At 74.4% G+C, this 24,168-nt stretch carries 19 protein-coding genes and 1 riboswitch; of the genes, 13 read left to right on the top strand and 6 right to left on the bottom strand.

The features are described 5' to 3' along the window. Positions 1–14: 14 nt before the first annotated feature. Entirely contained in the window at positions 15–692 is a 678-nt protein-coding gene (locus PGN05_RS18480) for a TasA family protein (RefSeq protein WP_419754031.1), read from the top strand. A gap of 114 nt (positions 693–806) precedes the next feature. Then, on the top strand, positions 807–1,043 hold the full coding sequence (locus tag PGN05_RS18485; RefSeq protein WP_419754032.1) for a type II toxin-antitoxin system Phd/YefM family antitoxin: 237 nt from the start codon (positions 807–809) through the stop codon (positions 1,041–1,043). A 12-nt stretch (positions 1,044–1,055) separates the two neighbouring features. Here the strand turns inward: PGN05_RS18485 and PGN05_RS18490 are convergent, their stop codons facing one another. Both PGN05_RS18490 and treZ read right to left on the bottom strand, forming a co-directional pair. Beyond that, on the bottom strand, positions 1,056–1,781 hold the full coding sequence (locus tag PGN05_RS18490) for a dihydrofolate reductase family protein (protein WP_419754033.1): 726 nt from the start codon (positions 1,779–1,781) through the stop codon (positions 1,056–1,058). Between the two features lies 1 nt (position 1,782). Continuing rightward, the gene (gene treZ / locus PGN05_RS18495; RefSeq protein ID WP_419754034.1) at positions 1,783–3,537 is read right to left on the bottom strand and encodes a malto-oligosyltrehalose trehalohydrolase; all 1,755 of its coding nucleotides are present in this window, start codon (positions 3,535–3,537) and stop codon (positions 1,783–1,785) included. 123 nt (positions 3,538–3,660) lie between these two features. On the opposite strand from treZ, the gene PGN05_RS18500 reads away from it, so the two are divergent. Continuing rightward, a complete protein-coding gene (locus tag PGN05_RS18500; RefSeq protein WP_419754035.1) occupies positions 3,661–6,162 on the top strand; it encodes a hypothetical protein in 2,502 nt (833 codons plus the stop codon). Here PGN05_RS18500 and PGN05_RS18505 read toward each other — a convergent pair. The 3 genes from PGN05_RS18505 to glgX all read right to left on the bottom strand — a co-directional run bounded on the left by PGN05_RS18505 (position 6,131) and on the right by glgX (position 11,616). Then, the gene (locus tag PGN05_RS18505; protein WP_419754036.1) at positions 6,131–6,703 is read right to left on the bottom strand and encodes a transglycosylase family protein; all 573 of its coding nucleotides are present in this window, start codon (positions 6,701–6,703) and stop codon (positions 6,131–6,133) included. The genes PGN05_RS18500 and PGN05_RS18505 overlap by 32 nt on opposite strands. 2 nt (positions 6,704–6,705) lie before the next feature. Next, positions 6,706–6,849, bottom strand: a riboswitch (cyclic di-AMP (ydaO/yuaA leader). Positions 6,850–7,147: 298 nt separating this feature from the next. Beyond that, positions 7,148–9,499, bottom strand: a complete 2,352-nt coding sequence (gene treY / locus PGN05_RS18510; RefSeq protein ID WP_419754037.1) for a malto-oligosyltrehalose synthase — start codon at positions 9,497–9,499, stop codon at positions 7,148–7,150. 2 nt (positions 9,500–9,501) lie between these two features. Continuing rightward, on the bottom strand, positions 9,502–11,616 hold the full coding sequence (gene glgX, locus PGN05_RS18515) for a glycogen debranching protein GlgX (RefSeq protein WP_419754038.1): 2,115 nt from the start codon (positions 11,614–11,616) through the stop codon (positions 9,502–9,504). Between the two features lie 447 nt (positions 11,617–12,063). On the opposite strand from glgX, the gene uvrB reads away from it, so the two are divergent. From uvrB to PGN05_RS18565, 10 genes are all read left to right on the top strand, one after another. Continuing rightward, entirely contained in the window at positions 12,064–14,175 is a 2,112-nt protein-coding gene (gene uvrB, locus PGN05_RS18520; RefSeq protein WP_419754039.1) for an excinuclease ABC subunit UvrB, read from the top strand. A 129-nt stretch (positions 14,176–14,304) separates the two neighbouring features. Then, positions 14,305–14,658 (top strand): MmcQ/YjbR family DNA-binding protein, encoded by a 354-nt coding sequence (locus tag PGN05_RS18525; RefSeq protein ID WP_419754040.1) that lies wholly within the window; start codon positions 14,305–14,307, stop codon positions 14,656–14,658. Between the two features lie 239 nt (positions 14,659–14,897). Next, the gene (locus PGN05_RS18530; RefSeq protein ID WP_419754041.1) at positions 14,898–16,052 is read left to right on the top strand and encodes a TerC family protein; all 1,155 of its coding nucleotides are present in this window, start codon (positions 14,898–14,900) and stop codon (positions 16,050–16,052) included. Between the two features lie 282 nt (positions 16,053–16,334). Continuing rightward, positions 16,335–16,913: a TerD family protein gene (locus PGN05_RS18535; RefSeq protein WP_419754042.1), complete on the top strand. Its 579-nt coding sequence runs from the start codon at positions 16,335–16,337 to the stop codon at positions 16,911–16,913. An 86-nt stretch (positions 16,914–16,999) separates the two neighbouring features. After that, complete coding sequence (locus PGN05_RS18540; protein WP_419754043.1) at positions 17,000–17,653, top strand: TerD family protein; 654 nt, start codon at positions 17,000–17,002, stop codon at positions 17,651–17,653. After that, entirely contained in the window at positions 17,650–19,023 is a 1,374-nt protein-coding gene (locus tag PGN05_RS18545) for a VWA domain-containing protein (protein WP_419754044.1), read from the top strand. The genes PGN05_RS18540 and PGN05_RS18545 overlap by 4 nt, the downstream gene beginning before the upstream one ends. A 56-nt stretch (positions 19,024–19,079) precedes the next feature. Beyond that, on the top strand, positions 19,080–20,267 hold the full coding sequence (locus PGN05_RS18550; protein ID WP_419754045.1) for an HpcH/HpaI aldolase/citrate lyase family protein: 1,188 nt from the start codon (positions 19,080–19,082) through the stop codon (positions 20,265–20,267). After that, entirely contained in the window at positions 20,264–21,553 is a 1,290-nt protein-coding gene (locus PGN05_RS18555) for a phosphoribosyltransferase domain-containing protein (RefSeq protein ID WP_419754046.1), read from the top strand. The genes PGN05_RS18550 and PGN05_RS18555 overlap by 4 nt, the downstream gene beginning before the upstream one ends. Next, positions 21,550–22,692: a cysteine protease StiP family protein gene (locus PGN05_RS18560; RefSeq protein WP_419754047.1), complete on the top strand. Its 1,143-nt coding sequence runs from the start codon at positions 21,550–21,552 to the stop codon at positions 22,690–22,692. The genes PGN05_RS18555 and PGN05_RS18560 overlap by 4 nt, the downstream gene beginning before the upstream one ends. After that, positions 22,689–23,513: an HAD family hydrolase gene (locus PGN05_RS18565; protein WP_419754048.1), complete on the top strand. Its 825-nt coding sequence runs from the start codon at positions 22,689–22,691 to the stop codon at positions 23,511–23,513. Before PGN05_RS18560 ends, PGN05_RS18565 begins: the two co-directional genes overlap by 4 nt. Before the next feature lie 7 nt (positions 23,514–23,520). Here the strand turns inward: PGN05_RS18565 and PGN05_RS18570 are convergent. After that, a partial coding sequence (locus PGN05_RS18570; RefSeq protein ID WP_419754049.1) for a hypothetical protein occupies positions 23,521–24,168 on the bottom strand: 648 nt, incomplete at its 5' end.

Consider the following 24,168-nt stretch of genomic DNA (forward strand, 5'->3'; position numbering starts at 1 on the left):
GACAGGAGACTCCCGTGAAGAAGATCGCCCTCGCCGCCGCCGCCATGGGTGGCACCGCCCTCATCGCCTTCGGTGCCAGCGGCACCTTCGCCGCGTTCACCGCCCAGACGGCCACCGGCAGCACCGCCGGCGCGGGCACGCTGCTCGTCGGCGCCGAGGGCACGGCCTCGACGACCGCGACGGTCGACGACATGGTCCCCGGCGAGACCCAGGTGCTGCCGTTCTTCGTGCAGAACACCGGGACGGGCATCAACGGCCTGCTGACCGGCAGCATCGGCAAGGTGGACAACCTGGAGGGTGACTGCCTCCAGCCGGAGAAGGACGCCGGGGACGACTGTGGGACCGGCAAGGGTGTCGGCGAGTTCGGCGAGGCCGTCAACGTCAAGATCGGTTACGCGGCCGCGGCGGACGCGGCCGCCTGCACCGAGACCACCGTGCCGACGACCGGGTTGAGCACCCTGCCCACCGGCAAGGTCACCCTCTTCCCGTTCTCCGTGACGCGTGACGGCCTGCTCCGCAACGCCGCCTTCCCGACGTTCGCGCAGCCGACCGTGGTCAGCAAGGACCAGGGTGCCTGCGTGCTGGTGTCCATCCAGCTGCCCACCGGTGCGACCAACGTCGTCCAGGGCGACCAGGCGACGTTCGAGATCAAGGTCAACCTGGCGCAGGACACTCGTCCCTCCGCCGCCTGACCCACCACCCGCCGAGGGCGGTCCGGGATCTCCCGGGCCGCCCTCGCGGCGTTTGAGGCGGCTCGACGTGCGCACTGGCGCGGAGCGCGAGAGTTCGCGAGCAGACTGAGCGGTGTGACCACGTCCGTCGAGGTGCACGAGGCGGAGAAGCAACTCACCCGGCTGCTCGAGAAGGTAGCGGCCGGCGAGGAGGTCGAGATCACCGACCGCGGGCGGGTGGTCGCTCGGCTCGTCGGGCCGGCACGTCGGACGCCGAACTTCGGCTTCGACCGTGGCCGCGTCTGGATCGCTGACGACTTCGACGACCCGCTGCCGGAAGACCTGCAGCGCGCTCTCGAGGGCGAGGACTGAGGGGCCGGCGTCTCAGCGGTCGAGCGCGTAGCGGGTGAACAGGACGCCGTCCTCCTCCAGCAGCTGCACCAGCCGCGGCCGCACGACCGCCGCCAGCGCCCCGGGCAGCAGCCGGCTCTCCCCGCCGACCAGCGCCGGCGCCACGGTCAGGTCCAGCTCGTCGACCACCCCGTCGTCCAGCGCCGCGGCCAGCAGCGCCGGGCCGCCCTCGCACAGCACCTGCTCGAACCCGAGGTCGGCCAGCCGGTCCAGCGCCAGCGGCAGGTCGACGTCGTCCTCCCCGCACACCAGCACCGTCACGCCGGCGTCCGCCAGCGCCGCCCGGCGGTCCGGGTCGGCCGCCTCGCAGGTGACCAGCAGGGTGGGCGCGGCCGCCAGCCGGTCGCCGGGGGCCAGGGACGCCCGGCGGGACACCACCGCGATCGGCAGCTCGGCCGGCCGGCCCAGCGCCGCACGGAGCCGGCCCACGGTCGACGACGGTGGCACCGGCCGGTACCCCTCGCCGGCCGCGGTGCCGGAGCCGACCAGGACGACGTCGGCCAGCGCCCGCAGCAGCCGGAAGACCCGACGGTCGCCGGGGGAGCCCAGGCCCTCGCTCACCCCTGCCACGGTGACCGCGCCGTCGAGGGACGTCACGAAGTTGACCCGCAGCGACCGGCCCGGCGGCAGTCGGTAGGCGTCGGCCAGCGCGTCGTCGGCCAGCTCGTCCGTGTCGCCCCCGGGCAGCAGCCGCCGCACGTCAGCGGGTCGAGAGCACGACGGCGCTCTCGCGCGGCACGGTCACCGTCCGTCCGTCGAGCGCCGGCAGCTCCCCGCTGGCGAACAGCACGTCGCCGGCCGGGACGTCGAGGTCGACCTCCCGCGGCTGGTCGGCGAGGTTCGCCACGATCCGCAGCGACCCGCGGTGCACGACCAGCCACCGGTCGGCGTCGTCCCACGTGGCCTGGATCCGCGACAGGTCCGGGTCCACCAGGTCGGGGTGGGCCCGGCGCAGCGCCAGCAGCGCGCGGTGGACGGCGAGCAGCCGGGCGTGCGGCTCTCGCTCCGGCTCGCTCCAGTCCAGCTTCGAGCGGGTGAAGGTCTCCGGGTCCTGCGGGTCGGGGACGACGGCGGCGTCCCACCCGTGCTCGGCGAACTCGCCGATCCGGCCCTCCGCGGTGGCCTTGCCCAGCTCCGGCTCGGGGTGGCTGGTGAAGAACTGCCACGGTGTGGTCGCGCCCCACTCCTCACCCATGAACAGCATGGGCGTGAACGGGCTGGTGAGGACGATCGTCGCGCCGACGGCGAGCAGGTCGGGGGAGAGCGACGCCGAGATGCGGTCGCCGACGGCCCGGTTGCCGATCTGGTCGTGGTCCTGCAGGTAGCCCAGGAACTTCCAGCCCGGCAGGACGCTGGTGTCCACCGGCCGGCCGTGGTGCCGGCGCCGGAAGCTCGACCAGGCCCCGTCGTGGAAGTACGCCCCGGTGAGCGTCTTGGCCAGCCCCGCGACCCCGGCGGCGGCGAAGTCGGCGTAGTAGCCCTGCCCCTCGCCGGTCAGCGTCGCGTGCAGCGCGTGGTGGAAGTCGTCGCTCCACTGGGCGGTCAGGCCCATCCCGCCGGCCACCCGGGGGGTGACCATGCGCGGGTCGTTGAGGTCGCTCTCGGCGATCAGCGTCAGCGGCCGCCCCTCCGCGACCGACAGGCGGTCGACCTCCTGGGCGAGCTCCTCCAGCACGTGGGTGGCCCGCTCGTCGACCAGCGCGTGGACGGCGTCCAGGCGCAGCCCGTCGACGTGCATGTCCCGCAGCCACATGAGCGCGTTGTCGATGATGTAGCGGCGCACCTCGTCGGAGTCCGGCCCCGAGAGGTTGACCGAGTTGCCCCAGGTGTTGGCCCCGCCCTCGGCGAAGACCGGGAAGAACAGCGGCAGGTAGTTCCCGGACGGGCCGAGGTGGTTGTAGACGACGTCCTGGATCACGCCGAGCCCGCGGTGGTGGCAGGCGTCGACGAAGCGCTGGTAGCCCGCCGGGCCGCCGTACTCCTCCTGCACCGTGTACCAGAGGACGCCGTCGTAGCCCCAGTTGTGCGTGCCGTTGAACCCGTTGACCGGCAGCAGCTCGACGAAGTCGACGCCGAGCTCGACCAGGTGGTCCAGCCGGCCGATCGCGGCGTCGAGCGTCCCCTCGGGGGTGAACGTGCCGACGTGCAGCTCGTAGACGACGCCCCCGGCCAGCGGCCGGCCGGTCCACGCGCGGTCGACCCAGCGGTACGCCGCCGGGTCGAACCGCCGGGACAGCCCGTGCACGCCCTCGGGCTGGCGGCGGGAGCGCGGGTCGGGGCGGGGTGTCTCGTCGTCGTCCAGGAGGAAGCCGTAGTCCGCCTCCGGCCCGGCCTCGACCTCCGCGCGCCACCAGCCCGAGTCCTCCCGGCGCATGTCGTGCACCGCGCCGTCGACCTGGAGCCGGACCCGCTTCGGCAGCGGAGCCCAGACGGAGAACTCGACGGGTGCGGACATGCGGGCGCCTCCAGGAGTGCGGGGCTGAGGGGCTGGCCAGGGCCGGCGGACGGGGCAGATCATGCCCGCGAACCCGACGGCCAATCGTGAGATGCACGGCAGTCCGGAGAGGGAGAGCCGCCCATGCCGCACTGGGTCGAGCTGCGCGTCCACGGGGTCAGCGGAACCCCGCCGGAGTACATGCTGGGCAGCGCGCACACCGCCCAGGTCGCCGGCGACGACCGCAGCCGGTGCTTCCGCCCGACCGATGGACTGGGCCGCGAGCTACGCGCTCCCGGCGGGCACGTCCTGGAGGCGTTCCACTGGGGCCGGTGGACGTCGGGGTCCTGGTCGCAGGGCCTGTGGCTGCTGCTCATCCCCTTCGGCATCGTCAACGCCGCGCAGTTCATGCTGCCGCCGCCGGAGTCCCGGAGCTCGCGGCGCGTGCACGCCCTGTGCGGGGCGCTGCTGCGCACGGTGGCCCTCGTGCTCACCGGGCTGTTCGCGCTCGCCCCCTGCCTGGTCGTCGTCGACCTGGTGGCCTGGCAGTGGCTGGCGCGGCGGAGCCTGCCGGTGGCCGACCGCCTGATCGTGGTCGGGGGGCTGGTGGTGGCCGCACTCGTCATCGCCGGGCTGTCCCGGCTCGGGCAGGTCGACACCGGCCGTCGCTTCCGCTTCGGGCACGCCGGGCCGCGGGACCTGGGCCGCGGCGCCGACGGGCTGCCCGGGCTGGGCGACGCGGCGTTCTTCGACGGCGACCCGGACAGCCCGGCCCTGCGCCGGCTGCACCGCGCCGCCGGCCTGCTCGTCGTCGCCTGGCTCGGGCTGTCGGTGGCCGGCGAGGCGGGCGTGGCCTGGGCGCGGTGGTGGCGGTGGGCCGCCGCGGCGGTCCTCGGCCTGGTGGCGCTGGTCGTCCTGACCAGCGGCGATCCGGAGCGGCGGACGACGGTGCGCCGGAGGGACGGTCCCGACCGCCGGCCGCTCGGCTGGACGCTGCTCGCCGCGAGCATCGGCCAGGTCCTCGTCGCGGCCGGGCTGCTCCTGGCCGTGGTCGCCGTCCTGGTCGCGGACGTGCGCAGCAGTGGCCGGCTGCCGGGCACGGAGCCGGCGGTGGCCGTCCTCGTCCTGGCCGGCACCGCGACGGTGGCGGTGCTCGTGGCCGCCGTCTGTGCGCTCGCCGCCCTGACCCGCGGCGCGGCCCGGGCGGTGCCCCGGCCCTTCCGGCGCTTCGCGGGCGGCACGTCCGCGGCGCTGGCCACGGCGGTCGGCTGCTTCCTGGGCGTCGGCACCACCGCCGGGCTCACCCTGGGGGTCGAGGAGCTGGTCGACGGGATCACCGGGACCGACGTCGTCGCGCCCGCCGTGCTGCAGCGGTTCTCCTACGCGTGGGGCGTGACCGCGCTCGTGTTCGCGGCCGGCGCCGGGGTCACCTGGGCCCGGCTCCGCCACGACCGGGCGGTGTTCCGCGCCCGGGCGGAGGCGGCCATGACCTTCGGCGACCCGCCGGAGCTGCGGCTGCCGCCCGCGTGGGTGCGGCGCACCGGCCGGGCCATGCAGACGGCCCGGCTGAAGAACGGCGTCCCGCTGGTGCTGGCCCTGTGGACGGCGCTCGGGCTGGTGCTCGCCGTGGCGATCGGCGCCGCGGCCTGGGCGGGCCGCGGCGCGGGCGAGGAGCCGGGGTTCCCCCTGAGCCTGCTCACCGGGGTCGAGTCGCCGTCCGGCGGCGCGGTCACCGGCGACGACGTGGTCATCGGCTTCGGCCAGCTCACCCTGCTCGGCATCGGCCTGGGCACCGTGCTGCTCGCCCGCGGAGCGCTGCGCTCCGAGGGAGCCCGCCGCGGGCTCAACGTCGTGTGGGACGTCGTCGCGTTCTGGCCGCGCGCGGCGCACCCCTTCGTCCCGCCGCCGTACGCCTCGGAGGTGGTGCCCGCGCTGGTCCGCCGCATCTGCTGGCACCTGGGTGTGCCCGACCCGCTCGAGGACGCCACCGCGGGCGACGGGCCGCCGCGGTCCGCGGAGAACCCCGCGCCGGCCGGCGAGGTCGTCGTCGCCGCGCACAGCCAGGGCAGCCTGATCTCGCTGGTGGCCCTGCTGTGGTTGCCCGAGGAGGTCCGGGACCGCGTGCGGTGGGTGACCTTCGGCTCGCAGCTGCGCCAGCAGTTCGCCCGCGGCTTCCCGCACTACGTGCACGCCGACCTGCTGCGCGGCATGGGTGGCGCGTTCCGCTGGGTGAACCTCTACCGAGACACCGACCCCGTCGCCGGGCCGGTCACCAGCTGGGGCCACACCCGCGACGGCGGGCCGCTCACCTCCCGCCGGATCGACGACCCGGCGGCGCCGCAGCCGGACTGGCTGGACCCCGACACCGGCCGCCGGGTCTGCGGGGCGGAGTGGCGGCTGCTGGACCCGGTGCCGGCCGACCTCGACCTGCAGACCCGCGCGGTCACCGGGATCGGCGGGCACGGCGGGTACTGGACCGACCCCGACTGGCCGCTGGCGCTGGACGTCGCCCGCGGACGGGTGCCCGACGGGCGGGTCCGCCGGGCGGCCCGCCCCCCGGGCCACGGGAGGCCGGGGGACCGGCTGCCCGTGGCCCGGGTCGAGCGGCCGTCGGTCAGACCACGAGCGCCTGGCCGACGCGGATGACGTTCGGGCTGCTGAGCTGGTGCCGGTTCTTCTCGTACAGCGCCTGCCACGTGGTGCCGTGCGCCGCCGCGATCTCGGCCAGCGTGTCGCCGGCCTTCACCACGTAGCTCCCGGCCGGCGCGGCGGCAGGGGCGGGCGCCGGTGCGGCAGCCGGGGCCGCTGCACCCGCCTCCGGCGCGGCCGGGTCCAGGCCGCGGCCGCAGGTGGGCCAGGCGCCCGGGCCCTGCCCGTCGAGCGTGCGCTCGGCGGTGGCGATCTGCTGCTCCTTGGTGGCGAGGTCGGCCCGCGACGCGTACTGCGTGCCGCCGTAGGCCGCCCAGGTGCCCGGGCTGAACTGCAGGCCGCCGTAGTAGCCGTTGCCGGTGTTGATGCTCCAGTTGCCACCGGACTCGCACTGCGCGACGGCGTCCCAGTCGTTGGGGCCGGCGGCCGCGGCCGGACCGGCGAGGACGCCGAGGGAGAGGGCCGCCGCACCGGTGAGGACGACGGCACCGCGGCGCAGGCCGCGGGCAGGCAGGAAGGAACGATCGTGCTGGGACAAGGGGATCCTCCGATCGCCGCCGGAGGGGTTAGCTGTCGGGTTCGGGCGATCGGTGCCCGGCCGCGCTGACGCGGCTTCACCCCCAGACGCGCGGGGCGTCAGAAGTGGGTCCCCCACCCCCGTCCACGGTGCTGCGGTGGGGACGCCGCCGGACGGGGTTGGGCGGGACGGCGTCCGTGCCCCGCCGGTCGGCCGGGCACCCGGGCGACGGTAGGTGGCCGCGCGGATCCGGCCCGCCCGACGCGGCGAGTTCTCCCGGCGTGGCGCGACAGGCCGGGCCGGGGACGGCACACCGTCCCCGGCCCGTGACGAGGAGTCATGCTGTGGCCCGTGCTGTGCGGCCCCGTCCCGGGTCCCGACCTGAGCCCGGTGACGTGCTGGAGCGGCCGCCCTTCAGGGGCCCGCGCCGAGCCTGCGCGGCGTGGGGGGAAGGGCGGTCCTTCTTCAGTCGCGGACGAGGAGGGCGACCGGCAGCCGCCCGAGGACCTGCGCGACCGGCATCCCCGCGGCGTCGGAGACGAACCGGTCCCCGGTGAGCAGGTCCCGCCAGGCCCCGTTCGGCAGCTGCAGCGCGGTGTCGCCCCAGCCGCCGGCGTCCGCGAGCCCCACGGGCAGCCGGGTCGCCACCGTCACCGCGCCCCCGCGGTCGAAGGCGACGACGTGCCCGGCGGCGGTCCCGGTGGCCTCGACCGGCTCGTAACCGGTGAACCACTCGGGGTGCTCCCGGCGGGCGCGCAGGGTCCGGGAGACGACGAGCAGCTTGGCCGCCCCCTCGGCGTCGACCGGGGGCACCCAGCCCCCGTCGAGCCGGGCGAGCAGGCGCCGGCGCAGGTCGTAGTCCACCGGGCGGCGGTTGTCCGGGTCCACGAGGGACAGGTCCCACAGCTCGGTGCCCTGGTAGACGTCCGGGACGCCGGGGATGGTGAGCTGCAGCAACTTCTGCGCCAGCGAGTTGGACCGGCCGAACGGCGCGATCCGGGCGACGAGGTCCTCGATCGCGCCGTACGTCGCCTCGTCGTCGTACGCGGCGTCGACCAGCGCGTGCAGGCGGGCCTCGAACTCCTCGTCGGCGTCGGTCCACGTCGTCGACGTCCCGGCCTCGCGCGCGGCCTTCTCGGCGTAGGCGTGCGCCCGGTCCCGCGACAGCGGCCAGGCGCCGACCAGGTTCTGCCACACCAGGTGCGCGAGCGGGCGGTCGGGCAGCGGGTGCCGGTCCAGCAGCCGGCGCACCAGCTGCGCCCACTCGCCCGGGATCTCGGCCAGCACCGCCAGCCGGGCGCGCACGTCCTCGCTGCGCTTGGTGTCGTGCGTCGACAGCGTGGTCATCGACTCCGGCTTGCGCTCCAGCCGGCGCTGCTGCGCCTCGTGGAACTCCGCCACCGTGCCGCCGAAGCGCGCCGGGTCGCCGCCCACCTCGTTGAGCGCGACGAACCGCGCCCAGCGGTAGTAGGCGCTGTCCTCGACGCCCTTGGCCATCACCGGGCCGCTGGTCTGCTCGAACCGGGTGGCCGCCTCGGTGCCGGCCTGCGACAGCACCGGGTGCAGCGCGTCCAGCGCCGCGCCGAGGTCGGGGCGCCGTTGCCGCACCGCGGCCACGGTCGCGTCGAGGTGCTCGCGGCCGTCGGGCAGGTAGCTGCGGTAGACGGCGAAGGAGGCCAGCAGCTCGGCCAGGGCCTCCTGCTCCGTGGCGGTGTCGACGCCCGGCAGCTCGCCGATGACCCGCACCAGGCGGGCGACCTCCGAGCCGAGGATCCCGTCGGTGACCTCGCGCTTGCAGTCGTGCACCAGCTGGGCGTAGTCGACCGCCCGGCCGCTGAGCTCGGTGTCGAGCGCGGTCAGCTCCGGCTCGCCGGCCGGGTCGACGAGGACGTCGTCGACCTCGGCCAGCGCGTCGTAGCCCGTCGTCCCCGCGGTCGCCCAGCTCTCCGGCAGGTCCTCCCCGGGCTCGAGGATCTTCTCCACGACCGTCCAGCGGCCGCCGGAGGCCTCCGCCAGCCGGTCCAGGTAGCCCTTGGGGTCGGCCAGGCCGTCGGGGTGGTCGATCCGCAGGCCGTCGACCGCGCCGGCCTCGACCAGCTCCAGCACCAGCCGGTGGGTCGCGGCGAACACCTCCGGGTCCTCGGCCCGCAGCCCGGCGAGGGTGTTGATCGCGAAGAACCGCCGGTAGTTCAGGTCGGTGTCGGCCCGCCGCCAGTCCACCAGCTCGTAGTGCTGGCGGGCGTGCACCTCCTGCGGAGTGCCCTCCCCGGTCCCCGGGGCGATCGGGAAGCGGTTGTCGTAGTAGCGCAGCTCCGCTGGTCCGTCCCCACCCGCCCCGCCGGCGACGACCTCGAGCTTCTCGACGTCGTCCGCCGACCCCAGGACGGGCAGGCGCACCTTCCCGCCGCCGAAGTCCCAGTCGACGTCGAAGGCGCCGGCGTGCGCGCTGTCCCGCCCGTGCTGCAGCACGTCCCACCACCACGGCGCCTCGGCCGGGTCGGCGACGCCCATGTGGTTGGGCACCAGGTCCAGGACCAGGCCCAGGCCCTGCTCGTGCAGGGCCTCGACCAGTCGGTCGAAGCCGGCCCGCCCGCCGCGCGACTCGTCGATGTGCGCGTGGTCGACGGTGTCGTAGCCGTGCGTGCTCCCCGCCGCCGAGCGCAGCAGGGGGGAGGAGTAGGCGTGGCTCACCCCCAGGTCGGCCAGGTAGCCGGCCACGGACGCGGCCTCCCCCAGGGGGAAGTCGGCCGTCACCTGCAGCCGGTAGGTGGCGGTCGGGACGCCGCGCCGCCGGTCCTCGCTGAGCGGTGCGGACACGGTCACGCCCGCCGCGAGGCGCTGAGCACGACCATCGACCGGTCCTGCACGGTGATCGACTCGCCCGGCTTGAGCTCCGTCGGCTCGACCTGGCCGAACTCCGCGGTGTCGAGCCGGACGGTCCAGACCTGCGCGTACTCCTCCGAGGGCAGGCAGAAGTCCATCGGCTCGTGCGAGGCGTTGAAGGCCAGGTAGAAGTGGTCGTCGACGACGTCCTCACCGCGCTCGTCGGTGGACCGGATGCCGTGCCCGTTGAGGTACATCGCGATCGACTTCGCGAACCCGGCGTCCCAGTCGTCCTCGGTCATGAGGTCGCCGGACGGGGTCAGCCAGGCCACGTCCTGCACCGGTGCCCCCTCCTCGCGCCGCACCGGGCGGCCGTGGAAGAACCGGCGACGGCGGAAGGTCGGGTGCTCGGTGCGGATCCGGGTCGCCGTCTTGGTGAACTCGAGCAGGCCCTCGTCCACGTTGTCCCAGTCGATCCAGGTCAGCGGGGAGTCCTGGCAGTAGCCGTTGTTGTTGCCGTTCTGCGTCCGGCCCAGCTCGTCGCCGTGCAGGAGCATCGGCACGCCCTGGCTCAGCATCAGCGTGGCGATGAAGTTCCGCCGCTGGCGGGCCCGCAGCGCGAGCACCTTCTTGTCGACGGTGTCGCCCTCGACCCCGCAGTTCCAGCTGCGGTTGTGGCTCTCGCCGTCGTTGTTGCCCTCGCCATTGGCCTCGTTGTGCTTCTCGTTGTAGGAGACCAGGTCGTTGAGCGTGAACCCGTCGTGCGCGGTGACGAAGTTGATGCTGGCCACCGGCCGCCGGCCCGAGTGCTGGTACAGGTCGGCCGACCCGGTGAGCCGGCTGGCGAACTCGCCGATCGTCGCCGGCTCGCCGCGCCAGTAGTCGCGGACGGTGTCGCGGTACTTGCCGTTCCACTCGGTCCACAGGGCCGGGAAGTTGCCGACCTGGTAGCCGCCTTCGCCGACGTCCCACGGCTCGGCGATGAGCTTGACCTGGCTGACCACCGGGTCCTGGTGGACGAGGTCGAAGAAGGCCGACAGCCGGTCGACGGCGTGCAGCTCGCGGGCCAGCGTCGAGGCGAGGTCGAAGCGGAAGCCGTCGACGTGCATCTCGGTGATCCAGTAGCGCAGCGAGTCCATGATCAGCTGCAGCGCCTGGGGGGTGCGGGCGTTGAGCGAGTTCCCGGTGCCCGTGTAGTCCATGTAGTACTGCGGGTCGTCCTCGACCAGGCGGTAGTAGGCCTGGTTGTCGATCCCCTTGAACGACAGCGTCGGGCCCAGGTGGTTGCCCTCGGCCGTGTGGTTGTAGACGACGTCGAGGATGACCTCGATGCCGGCCTCGTGCAGGGTCCGGACCATCCCCTTGAACTCCTGCACCTGCATGCCGTTGTCGGTGTTGCTGGCGTACTCGTTGTGCGGGGCGAAGAAGCCGATCGTGTTGTAGCCCCAGTAGTTGCGCAGGCCCTTCTGCTGGAGGGTGTCGTCCTGCACGAACTGGTGCACCGGCATGAGCTCGATCGCCGTGACGCCGAGGGACTGCAGGTGGGCGACGACCGCCGGGTGCGCGATGCCGGCGTAGGTGCCGCGCAGCTCCTCCGGCACGTCCGGGTGGGTCATCGTCAGGCCCTTGACGTGGGCCTCGTAGATGACGGTCTTGTGGTACGGCGTCTTCGGCGGGCGGTCCACGCCCCAGTCGAAGTAGGGGTTGACGACGACGGACTTCGGCATGTGCTCGGCGGAGTCGTCGTCGTTGCGCTCGCCGCTGTCGAAGTCGTAGCCGAAGACCGACGGGTCCCAGTCGACCGGGCCGTCGATCGCCTTGGCGTAGGGGTCGAGCAGCAGCTTGTTCGGGTTGCAGCGCAGGCCCTGGGCCGGGTCGTACGGCCCGTGGACGCGGTACCCGTAGCGCTGCCCGGGCTGGATCCCGGGCAGGAAGGCGTGCCAGACATAGCCGTCCATCTCCGGCAGCCGGATGCGGGTCTCCGTGCCGTCGTCGTCGAACAGGCACAGCTCGACCTTCTCGGCCACCTCGCTGAAGATCGCGAAGTTGGTGCCGGTGCCGTCGAACGTGGCGCCGAGGGGGTAGGCGGTGCCGGGCCACACCTGGTTCATCAAGAGGGTCCTCCTGCGTGGCGCCCCCGAGCGTGCCGGGGACAGGTGGCCTCCCGCCGCGGGGCTCGGCCGGGAGGTCGGGGCACACGGGGTGCTCCGTGCCCCGGTTGCCCGCCCCGACGCCCGCGCACACCTGTCCCGGGCGGCGGCTGCCGAGATCTCGCTCACCCCGCGGACCGGTCCCCGCCGACGACGACGCCCCCCGCGGTTCTCCGTGGGGGGCGTCGTGCGCAGGTCCGGCCGGCAGCGGCGCCGAGGTCCGACCTCGCCCGGGATCCCGGGTGGCGCTGGTCCTCGGCGGTGACCGCTCCTGCGACCGGGGACGCTAGGCGTGCCGCACACCCGAGGGCAAGCACCGCGCGCAACCCGGGTCGCCCCGTCCGTCCCGCCCGTGCCCGGACGTCGCAGGGCCCCGTCCTGTCACACCGCCGTCGTACCGTCTGACCCGTGCGCGCGACCACCGATCTCCGGCCCACCCAGGGGCGCTTCCGCGTCGTCAGCGAGTTCCAGCCCTCGGGCGACCAGCCGACCGCCATCGCGGCCCTGGCGCAGCGGGTCAAGGCCGGGGAGAAGGACAGCGTCCTCCTCGGCGCCACCGGTACCGGCAAGTCGGCGACGACGGCCTGGCTGATCGAGCAGGTGCAGCGGCCGACGCTGGTCATGGCGCCGAACAAGACGCTGGCCGCCCAGCTGGCCAACGAGTTCCGCGAGCTGCTGCCGAACAACGCCGTCGAGTACTTCGTCTCGTACTACGACTACTACCAGCCCGAGGCCTACGTCCCGCAGACCGACACCTACATCGAGAAGGACTCCTCGATCAACGAGGAGGTCGAGCGGCTGCGGCACTCGGCGACCAACAGCTTGTTCACCCGGCGGGACGTCGTCGTGGTCGCCACCGTCTCCTGCATCTACGGCCTGGGGACGCCTGAGGAGTACGTCGAGCGTGCGCTGAAGATCCGGGTGGGGGAGGAGCGCGACCGGGACGACCTGCTGCGCACGCTGGTCACCGAGCAGTACACCCGCAACGACCTCTCGTTCACCCGCGGCACCTTCCGGGTGCGCGGCGACACGATCGAGGTCTTCCCGGTGTACGAGGAGCTCGCCGTCCGGATCGAGATGTTCGGCGACGAGGTGGAGCGGCTGTACTACCTGCACCCGCTCACCGGTGAGGTGGTCCGCGAGGTGCAGGAGCTGTTCGTGTTCCCCGCCACCCACTACGCCGCCGGCCCGGAGCGGATGGAGCGGGCGATCGGGGGCATCGAGGCCGAGCTGGAGCAGCGGCTGTCCGAGATGGAGCGGCAGGGCAAGCTCCTGGAGGCCCAGCGGCTGCGCATGCGCACCACCTACGACATCGAGATGATGCGCCAGGTCGGGTTCTGCTCGGGCATCGAGAACTACTCCCGGCACATCGACGGCCGCGCGCCGGGCAGCGCCGGCGCCTGTCTGATCGACTACTTCCCCGACGACTTCCTGCTGGTCATCGACGAGTCGCACGTCACCGTGCCGCAGATCGGCGGCATGTACGAGGGCGACATGAGCCGGAAGCGCACGCTGGTCGAGCACGGCTTCCGGCTGCCCTCGGCGATGGACAACCGCCCGCTGAAGTGGGAGGAGTTCACCGAGCGGATCGGGCAGACGGTGTACCTGTCGGCGACCCCGGGGCCCTACGAGCTCGGCCGCGTGCAGGGCGACGTCGTGGAGCAGGTCATCCGCCCCACCGGCCTGGTGGACCCCGAGGTCGTCATCAAGCCGACCAAGGGCCAGATCGACGACCTGGTGCACGAGATCCGGCTGCGCACCGAGCAGGACGAGCGGGTGCTGGTCACGACCCTGACCAAGAAGATGGCCGAGGACCTCACCGACTACCTGCTCGAGCTGGGCATCAAGGTCCGGTACCTGCACTCCGAGGTGGACACGCTGCGCCGCGTGGAGCTGCTGCGCGAGCTCCGGCAGGGCGAGTACGACGTCCTGGTCGGCATCAACCTGCTGCGCGAGGGCCTGGACCTGCCCGAGGTGTCGCTGGTCGCGATCCTGGACGCCGACAAGGAGGGCTTCCTCCGGTCGGGCACCTCGCTGATCCAGACGATCGGGCGCGCCGCCCGCAACGTCTCCGGGCAGGTGCACATGTACGCCGACAAGGTCACCCCCTCGATGGCCCACGCGATCGAGGAGACCAACCGGCGCCGCGAGAAGCAGGTCGCCTACAACACCGAGCGCGGCATCGACCCGCAGCCGCTGCGCAAGAAGATCGTCGACATCCTCGACGGGATCTACAAGGCGGCGGAGGACGCCGAGACCGAGCTGATCGGCGGCTCCGGACGCCAGCAGTCGCGCGGCAAGGCGCCGGTGCCCGGGCTGTCGTCCAAGAAGGCGGGGAAGGCCGGCGCCATCGACGTGCAGGGGCTGCCCCGCAACGAGCTGGCCGACCTCATCACGCAGATGAACGAGCAGATGCTGGCCGCCGCCCGGGAGCTGCAGTTCGAGGTGGCCGCCCGGTTGCGTGACGAGCTGTCGGAGCTGAAGAAGGAGCTCCGGCAGTTCGACGCCGCGCACGCCTGAACGGAAGGACCCTCCTGCCCCCCACCACTCGCGAGCTCGTGGCGGGCCCCTGCAGGAGGGCCGAGCGGGGCCGTACTGCGCGGGAGGGCCGAGCGGGGCCGATCCGGTCCGTCACCAGGAGGGAGAGCTGTGCAGCGGGAGGAGCTGGTCGCGCACTGCCTGGCGAAGCCGGGGGCGGAGGAGACCTACCCCTGGGGCGACGCGGAGCTGGTCGCCAAGGTCGGTGGCAAGGCGTTCGCCTTCATCAACCTGGACGGCGGCACCGTCGGGGTGAAGTGCGGTCGGGACGCGGCCGAGGCCGCCGAGTGGCGGGAGCGCCACCCCGGCGCGATCGTCGCCAGCGCCTACATCGGGCGCTACGGGTGGAACGCCGTCGACTGGACCGGCCCGGTCGCCGACGACGAGGTCCGCGAGCTGGTCGACGCCTCGTACGACGCGATCGTCGCGGCCCTCCCGAAGGCCCGCCGCCCCGCCGCTCGCTGAGCGCCGGACGGACGTCCCGGGGAGCCGGGAACCCGGACCCCCTCCCGGCCGTTGCGGAGGACGGGACCCAGTGGTCGTTGTCGCCTGCCCGGGTCCCGACGAGGAGGGGAGTATCCCCACGCGGCAGCGTCGTCAACACGGGGTCCCGACGGCCCCCGGCGCTGCCGGTCACCCGGTTTCCGGGCGGCGGGAGAGACCTCCGGTGCTGACGACTGCCAGTCCTCCGGAGGAAAGCCTGTATGGACGTCCCGATCTGGATCTGGGCGATCACCGTCGCCGCGATCATCGGCATGCTCGTGTTCGACTTCGTCGGCCACGTCCGCACACCGCACGCGCCGACGCTCAAGGAGTCGGCCACCTGGTCGGCCGTCTACGTCGGCCTGGCCATCGTCTTCGGCCTGCTGGTCCTGGTCTTCGCCGGCCCGCAGTACGGCGGTGAGTACTTCGCCGGCTTCATCACCGAGAAGAGCCTCTCGGTCGACAACCTCTTCGTCTTCGTCCTGATCATGGCGAGCTTCGCCGTGCCCCGGGAGCTCCAGCAGAAGGTGCTGCTGTTCGGCATCGCCTTCGCCCTGGTCCTGCGGACCATCTTCATCTTCGCCGGCGCCGCGGCCATCGAGAACTTCAGCTGGGTCTTCTACCTCTTCGGCGGCTTCCTCATCTACACCGCCTGGGCGCAGGCGCGCAGCGGCGGTCACGACGACAGCGAGGAGTTCAAGGAGAACGCCTTCCTGCGGCTGACCCGGCGCGTCCTGCCGACGACCGACGACTACCACGGCGACCGGCTGACGGCGAAGGTCCGGGGCAAGCGGCACATCACCCCGCTGTTCATCGCGCTCATCGGGATCGGCAGCGCGGACATCCTGTTCGCCGTCGACTCGATCCCGGCGATCTTCGGGCTCACCCAGGAGACCTACCTGGTCTTCACCGCCAACGCCTTCGCGCTGCTGGGCCTGCGCCAGCTGTTCTTCCTGCTCGACGGGTTGCTCGACCGGCTCGTCTACCTCGCCTACGGCCTGGCCGTCATCCTCGGCTTCATCGGCGTCAAGCTGGTCATCCACGCGCTGCACGAGAACGAGCTGCCGTTCATCAACGGCGGCGAGCACGTGACAGCGGTGCCCGAGATCCCGACCTGGCTGTCCCTGGCGGTCATCCTCGTCACGCTGCTGGTCACCACCTGGGCCAGCCTGCGCAAGAACAAGAAGGACGCCGCCGCCGGCCGGCCGAGCCCCACCGGCCCGGCCGACGAGGGCGCCGGTCCCGGGGGCCGGGAGGTGGCCGCGCCGCACGCGCACGACGACCTGCCCACCACCGGCCGCGGCGATGCCCCGGCCACCGGCCGGACGGCGGCGGTGCGCTCGGCCGACGGCTCCCCCGAGGGGGGTCGCCGGTGACCGGTCCCCGGCCCCTCCGGTGGGCACCGGCCGGGACCGCGGGCCGCTGACCACGCGGCTTGCGGAGCCTGTCGCTGCCGGACCAGGTGCGGCAGTATCCGACGGACGTCCGCTCCCGTGGCGCCGGCCACGGGAGCGGTGGCGGGGGACCGGTCCGGGCGCAGCGCGCCCGGCCTCGCCCGGGGTGCCCACCGCGGCCCCCGGGGTGGGTCGGCCTCCCGCGCCCCGCGGGGCGGCAACCGCCGCTCCGCATCTCACGGCGATGGATTGGGAGTTCTCCACATGGGTGTGAGCCTCAGCAAGGGCGGCAACGTCTCGCTGACCAAGGAAGCGCCCGGCATGACCGCGGTCAACGTGGGTCTGGGCTGGGACGTCAACACCTTCTCCGGGGGCGACTTCGACCTCGACGCCTCGGCGATCATGCTCGACGCCGGCGGCAGGGTCACCCCGGACGACTCGGGGTTCGTGTTCTTCAACAACCTGCGCAGCCCCGACGGCTCGGTCGTCCACGTCGGTGACAACCTCACCGGCCAGGGCGAGGGGGACGACGAGGTCATCCAGGTCGACCTGAGTGGCGTGCCGCCGACCTGCGACAAGATCGTCTTCCCCGTCTCCATCTACGACGCCGACACGCGCAAGCAGAACTTCGGCGCCGTGCGCAACGCGTTCATCCGGGTGGTCAACCAGGCCAACGGGCAGGAGATCGCTCGCTACGACCTCACCGAGGACGCGTCGGTCGAGACCGCGATGGTCTTCGGCGAGCTGTACCGCAACGGCTCGGACTGGAAGTTCCGCGCGGTGGGCCAGGGCTACGCCTCCGGTCTGCGCGGCATCGCCCAGGACTTCGGCGTCAACGTCTGACCGGACCGGCCGGGTCGCGGGCGTCGCACGGCGCCCGCGGCCCGGCCGCCCCCGGTGGTCCCGCACCCGCTCCAGGAAGGCCCGTCATGGTCGACTACACCCGCCCGCCCAAGCCCCCAGCCGCTCCCGCCGGTGGCGTCTCGCTGTCCAAGGTCACCCTCACCAAGGGCTCCCCGTCGGTCTCCCTCACCAAGGGGCAGGGCGCCGGCGGCCAGATGCGGATCAACCTCAACTGGAACTCCGGAGCTCAGAAGCGCGGGCTGTTCAGCAAGACCCCCGCCGTCGACCTGGACCTGGCCTGCCTGTGGGAGACCACCGACGGGCGCAAGGGCGTCGTCCAGGCTCTGGGCAACTCCTTCGGCTCCCTCGACCAGCCCCCTTACGTCCTGCTCGACGGCGACGACCGCTCCGGCAAGGTCTCCAGCGGCGAGAACCTCCTCGTCAACCTCGACCGGCTGGACGCGATCAAGCGGATCCTCGTCTTCGCCTTCATCTACGAGGGCGCGCCCAACTGGGCGGCGGCCGACGCCGTGGTCACCCTGTTCCCGCAGGGCGCGGCACCGATCGAGGTCCGGCTGGACGAGCACGCCACCAACGCGCGCTCGTGCGCGATCGCCCTGCTCACCAACTCGGGCGGGGCGCTCACCGTGCAGCGCGAGATCCGCTACCTGCCCGGCGTCCAGCGCGACCTCGACGCGGCCTACGGGTGGGGCATGAACTGGACCGCGGGCCGCAAGTGACCCAGCTCCTGCCGCGCGGGGGCAACGTCGGCCTGGCGGCCGTCGGCCTCCGCGGCCCGGTCGTGGTCACGCTGACCTGGCAGCCCGCACCGGGGGTGGACGCCGACCTGTCCGCGTTCCTCACCACCGGGGCGGGGCGGGTCCGCAGCGACGCCGACTTCGTCTTCTACAACCAGCCCAGCGGCGGGGACGGGGCGGTCCGGCACCTCGGCAAGGCCACCCGCGGCCCGGTGACCGTGGACCGGGTGCGGATCGACCCCGACCGGCTGCCCGCCGACGTGGAGAAGGTGGTCATCGGCGCCTCCCTCGAGGGGCCGGGCACGTTCGGCGGTCTGGCGGGGGTGGGCGTCGAGGTGGCCGCCGACGAGCAGGCGCCGGCCGCGGTGCGCTGCGAGGTCACCGCCGGGGCGGAGACCGCGCTCGTCTTCGCCGAGGTCTACCGGCGCAACGGCGAGTGGAAGGTGCGCGCCGTCGGCCGCGGCTTCACCGACGGCCTCGCCGGGCTGGCCACCGACGTCGGCGTGGACGTCGACGAGGCGCCCGCCCCCGCCCCCGCCCCGGTACCGGCTGCGGCGCCGGCTCCGCCGGCTCCCGCAGCGCCTCCGGTCAGCATGGAGAAGCGACGGCTGGTCGACCTCGAGAAGAAGCTGGCGACCTCGTCCCCGCAGATGCTCTCCCTGGTGAAGACCGCCGGCGTCAGCCTGCAGAAGCGCGGCCTCGGCGAGCACACCGCCCGGGTCGCCCTCGTGCTCGACATCTCCGGGTCGATGGCCGGCCTCTACCGGTCCGGCGCGGTCCAGCGGCTGGCCGAGCGCGTCCTCGCCCTCGGTCTGCGCTTCGACGACGACGGCGTCGTCGACGTCTTCCTGTTCGGCAAGCAGGTGCACCAGCCCGACACCGGACTGCGACTGGAAGGTCACCAGGAGTTCATCGCGTCGGTCCTGAGGGAGCACCGGCTGGAGTTCGACACTCGATACGGTGCCGCGATGTCAGCGGTCCGGCAGCACTACTTCGGCTCGAGCGGGACGCGGGTGGAGCCGCTGCCCGACCGGGTGCCGGTCTACGTCATGTTCCTGACCGACGGTGCACCGAGTGACAAGGCGGTGGCGACGAAGCAGATCCGGTCGGCGTCCTACGAGCCGGTGTTCTGGCAGTTCATGGGCATCGGCTCGCCGCGCGAGTTCAGCTACCTCCAGCGGCTGGACGACCTGGAGGGCCGCTACACCGACAACGCCGACTTCTTCGCCGTCGGCCAGGAGGACCTCATGGGGCGGACGCCGATCAGCGACGACGCGCTGTTCGACCGGCTCATGACCGAGTACCCGGACTGGCTGCGCCGCGCCCGCGCGCAGGGCCTCCTGGCCGGCTGACGCAGCGCCACCCCACCGCCCCACCCACCGTCCCCTCAAGAAGCGGGAGGACACCCGTGCGCCACTTCGCGTACCTGACCGACGACGAGCGCGACCGGCTGTTCGCCGTGCCCCCGGGCACGGTGACGCCGCACAGTCCCCGCTCGACCCTGGCCCTGGCCCTGGGCGCCACCCTGTACAGCCCCGGCACCCGACCGGCCCTCGACGTCGACGCCGCCCGCGCGGCGGCCATCGGCGCCACGAGCGTGGTGTGGTGCCTCGAGGACGCGATCCCGCACGCCCAGGTCGCCGCCGCGGAGGCCAACGTGGTCGCCGCGCTCCAGCGCATCGACGAGCGCGGCTGCGGAGAGGACCTGCCGCTGCTCTTCGTCCGGGTGCGCGAGCCGGCGCAGATCCGGCGGCTGGCGGCGGCCGCCGGCCCGGCCCTGTCCCGGCTCACCGGGTTCAGCCTGCCCAAGGCGACCGGCCCGGGGCTGGGGGAGATGCTCGCCGCCGTCGCCGAGGTGAGCGCCGGCAGCCCGCACCCGCTCTACGCCATGCCGATCCTCGAGACGCCGGACGTCGCCTGGTCCGAGAGCCGGGCGGCCGCGCTGGGCGCCGTCGCCGAGCAGCTGGACCACTACGCCGACGCGGTGCTCTGCGTGCGGGTCGGTGGCACCGACCTCTCGGGCCTGTTCGGCCTGCGGCGCGACCGGGACACCACGGTCTGGGACGTCGCCGTCGTCCGGGACTGCCTGGCCGACATCGTCAACCGCTTCGCCCGCAACGGGGAGCACGTGGTCACCGCCGCGGTCTGGGAGCACATCCCCGGCCCCCGCCTGTTCAAGCCGCAGCTGCGCCAGACACCGTTCACCTCGCGGCGGGAGAGCGCGCTGCGCCAGCACCTCATCGACGACGACCTCGACGGCCTGATCCGCGAGACGACCCTGGACAAGGCCAACGGCATGCACGGCAAGACCGTGATCCACCCCGCCCACGTGTCGGTCGTGAACGCGCTGTTCACCGTCGCGCGCTCGGAGTACGACGACGCCCTGGACATCCTGACCGCCCGCGCGGAGGGCGGCGTCCGGGCCTCGGCGCACGGCCGGATGAACGAGCTGGGTCCGCACGCGCTGTGGGCCGAGCTGATCAGCCGCCGGGCCGCGGTGTTCGGCGTGGTCGCCGACGAGTCCGCACTGGTGGAGCTGCTGGGCGCCGGCCAGCGGCAGGTCGCCCGCGTCTTCGCCCCGGCGCTGCCGGCATGACCGGCACCCTCGCCGCCCCGGTCCCGCTCTCGGCGACCGTCGCCCGTCTCCTCGACGTCTCGGTCACCGGCCCCGGCCGGGCGGTGTTCGCCGACTGGGCCGGGCTGGCGCTCCGGGACAACCCGCGGCGGGCCCAGCTGGTGGTCTCCCGGGTGCTGGGCAAGCACGTGCCCGCCGCCCCGGCCGACGTGCTGGCCGCCGGGGCGGCCGTCGGGGACGCCGTCGCCGCGGTGCTCGGGCCCGACGCCGCCGGCCTGGTGATCGGCTACTGCGAGACGGCGACCGGCCTCGGGCACGCCGCGGCGGCGCGCCTGGGTACCGCCTACCTGCACACGACCCGGCGGTTGCACGCCGGCGTCCCGGTGGCGGCCCGCTTCGAGGAGGAGCACTCGCACGCGGTCGGGCACGCGCTGCAGCCAACGGGTGAGGTGTCGCTGGCCGGGGACGGGCCGCTGGTCCTCGTGGACGACGAGCTGACCTCCGGGCGCACCGTGCTCAACACGATCGCCGAGCTGCACGCGCACTTCCCGCGGCCGCGGTACGTCGTCGCGGCGCTGCTCGACGCCCGGACGCCGGAGCTCACGGCCGCCTTCGCGCAGCGGGCCGCGGAGCTCGGCGTCCGGGTGGACGTCGCCGCCGTCGTGGCCGCCCGGCTCACCTTCCCCGCCGACGTCCTCGCGCGGGCGGCGGCCGCCCGTGCGGAGCTGCCGCCGCCCGCTCCGCTGCCCTCCGGCCCGCCGGCCGCGGTGGTCCCGCACCCCGGGCTCTGGCCCGACGGCGTCCCGGCCACCGCCCGCCACGGGCTCACCCCGGCCGGCACCGCCCGGCTGGCCGCCGCGGCCGACGCCGCAGCCGCCCGGCTGGCGCCGGGCCTGGCCGGCAGCCGCGGCGTGCTGGTGCTCGGCACCGAGGAGCTCATGTACGCGCCCGCCGTGCTCGGCGACCGGCTCGCCACCCGGTTGCCAAGGACCCCGGTCCTGCTGCAGTCCACCACCCGCAGCCCGGTGCACGCCGCCGACGACCCCGGGTACGCGGTGCGCCGCACCGTCGCGTTCCCGGCGCCCGACGACCCCGGCCGGGGCTCGCTGGTGCACAACCTCGCCGACCCCGCCGCCGTGCCGCCGCCGGGGGAGCCCTGGTCGGACCTGCGCGCGGACGACGTCGTCGTGGTCGCCGACGCGCCCGCCGCCGACTGCGCCGGGATGGTCGCCGCGCTGCGCCCGTTCGCCGCCCGCGCCGTCCACCTGGTGACCGTGCCCGGTGCGCAGCCCGAGGGCGCCCGGTGACCGTCGTCGCGGGCGCCCCGCTCGCCGCCGCCGTCCCCGGCCGGTTCGGGTCCTACCCCGTCGAGGACGTCACCTGGCTGCTCACCGACCTCTCGTCGGTGGCGCTGGAGCGCGGCACGCAGGACCGTGAGGAGGCCATCCAGGGCGGCACCCACTACTCGGAGATGCTGCCGGTCGAGTACCAGCCCGACGCCGCCTACCTGGCGCTGTTCACCGCCGCGCTGGAGCAGAGCGCCGGGCGGCTGGCCGAGGCGGTGGCGCTGGTCGGGGAGCTGGTCTGGGCCGAGGCCGCGCGGGCCGGGCACCCGCCGGTGCTGGTCTCCCTCGCCCGCGCCGGGACGCCGGTCGGGGTGCTGCTGCGCCGCTGGTACCTCGCCTCCCGAGGAGTCGAGGTGCCGCACTACACGATCTCCATCGTCCGCGGGCGGGGCATCGACGAGGTCGCGCTCGCCCACGTCCTGGACCGCCACCCGGCCGCCGCCGTGCGCTTCGTCGACGGCTGGACCGGCAAGGGCGCCATCCAGCGGGAGCTCACCGCGGCCGTCACCGCCTGGCGGGCGGCCCACCTGGAGCACGCCGGCCTCGACGACCGGCTGGCGGTGCTCGCCGACCCCGGCGGCTGCACCGACCTGCACGGCACCCGCGACGACTTCCTCATCCCCAGTGCGTGCCTGAACAGCACCGTCTCCGGACTGGTGTCGCGCACGGTGCTGCGGCCGGACCTCATCGGGCCGGGCATGTTCCACGGCGCGAAGTACTACGCCGAGCACGCGCCCGGCGACGTCTCCGGGCTGTTCGTCGACACCGTCGCCGCCGCGTTCCCGGACCCCGGCGAGGCGCGCGCGGCGGCCCGGGGGCACTCCGCCGCCGACCGGACGCCGACGTGGGCCGGCTGGGCCGCGGTGCAGCGGATCGCCGCCGAGCACGGGATCGCCGACGTCAACCTGGTCAAGCCGGGGGTGGGGGAGACCACCCGGGTGCTGCTGCGGCGGGTGCCGTGGCGGGTGCTCGCGCACCCGGGCCGGGCCGAGGAGCTGCGGCACGTCCGCGCTCTGGCCGAGGCCCGCGGGGTCCCGGTGCTCGAGGTCCCCGGCCTGCCGTACTCCTGCGTGGGGCTGATCCGGCCGGTGGGCCCGTGACCGTGCTCGCGGGGACGGTTCCGGTGGCGGCCGTCGACCTGGACCGCACGCTCATCTACTCGGCGAGCTCCGCCGGCGACCCGGCCGGGCTGCCGCCGCTGCGGGTCGTCGAGCACTACGAGGGGGCGCCGCTGTCCCGGGTGACCGACCCCGCCTGGGCGCTGCTCGGGGAGCTCATGGCGCGGGCGCTCGTCGTGCCGGTGACCACCCGGACGGAGGCCCAGTACCGCCGGGTCGCCTTCCCGGCCGTGCCCGGGTACGCGCTGTGCGCCAACGGGGGAGCGTTGCTCGTCGACGGCGTCCGCGACCCGGGCTGGGACGAGCAGGCGCGGGAGGTCGTCGCGCGCTCGGCGCCGCTGCCCGACGCGCTGCGGCTGCTGACCGCGGTCGACGGGCAGCCGTGGGTGAAGACGGTGCGCGCCGCCGAGGACCTCTTCGTCTACCTGGTGGCCCACGCGCGCGCCGCCGTCCCCCGGGGGTGGCTGGCCGACCTCACCACCGCGGCCGCCGACGCCGGCTGGACGGTGAGCCTGCAGGGCCGCAAGGTCTACCTGGTCCCCGCGGGCCTGACCAAGGCCGGCGCGCTGCTGCGGCTGCGGGACCGGCTGGCCGGGCGGGCCGGCGGGCCTGTGCGGCTGCTGTGCGCCGGCGACAGCCTGCTCGACGCCCCCATGCTGGCCGCCGCGGACGCCGCGATCCGGCCGGCGCACGGTGAGCTGCACGAGCAGGGGTGGACCGCCGAGGGGGTCGCGGTGACCCGGGCCGACGGCGTCCGGGCCGGGGAGGAGATCCTCCGCTGGCTGCTGGCCGAGGTGGGCTGAGGACGGCTCAGCCGGCGCGGGCGGTGCGGATCATGGCGTCCAGCCCGGCCGAGATCGCGCGGGCCTCGTCGACGACGTGCCCCCAGTCGGGCCGGGGCGCCCGGACCTCGCCCTGCAGCGCGTCGAGCCGCCGCGCCAGGTTGTCGAACGTCGACCGGAACCGCTGACCGCGGCCCTCGGGCAGCGCGGCGAGGAAGCGGCGGGCGTCGACCAGCTCCCGCGCCACGGCGCCCAGCACGGACCCGGGGTCGGAGGACGCGGCGTCCAGCTGGGCCAGCCGGTCGGTGGCCGAGCGGATCGCCTGCTCGGCCCGCCCCGCTGCGCCCCGGACCCGCTCGAGCAGTGCCGCCGCGGCCGGCACGTCGAGGACCGGCGCGGCGAGCAGGACGTCGAGGCGGGCGAGGACGTCGTCCACCTCGCCGAGCGCGGTCGCCGCCTGCTGCGGCGCCTGCTCCACGGCCGCCCAGGCGCGGTGGGTGTACCGGCGGCGCAGCTCGCTCATCACGGGGGCCAGCCGCTCGTGGCGGGTGCGCAGCGCCTCCCGGCGGGTGTGCACCGACGCCGCCCCCCGCCGGACGTCGGCGGCGCGGGCCGGCAGCTCGCGCGCCCGCGCCGCCACCGCGTCGGCCGCGGCGCGGGCGGTCTCGGCGGCGGT

This window comes from Geodermatophilus sp. CPCC 206100 (assembly GCF_048569675.1).
Classification (GTDB): domain Bacteria; phylum Actinomycetota; class Actinomycetes; order Mycobacteriales; family Geodermatophilaceae; genus Geodermatophilus.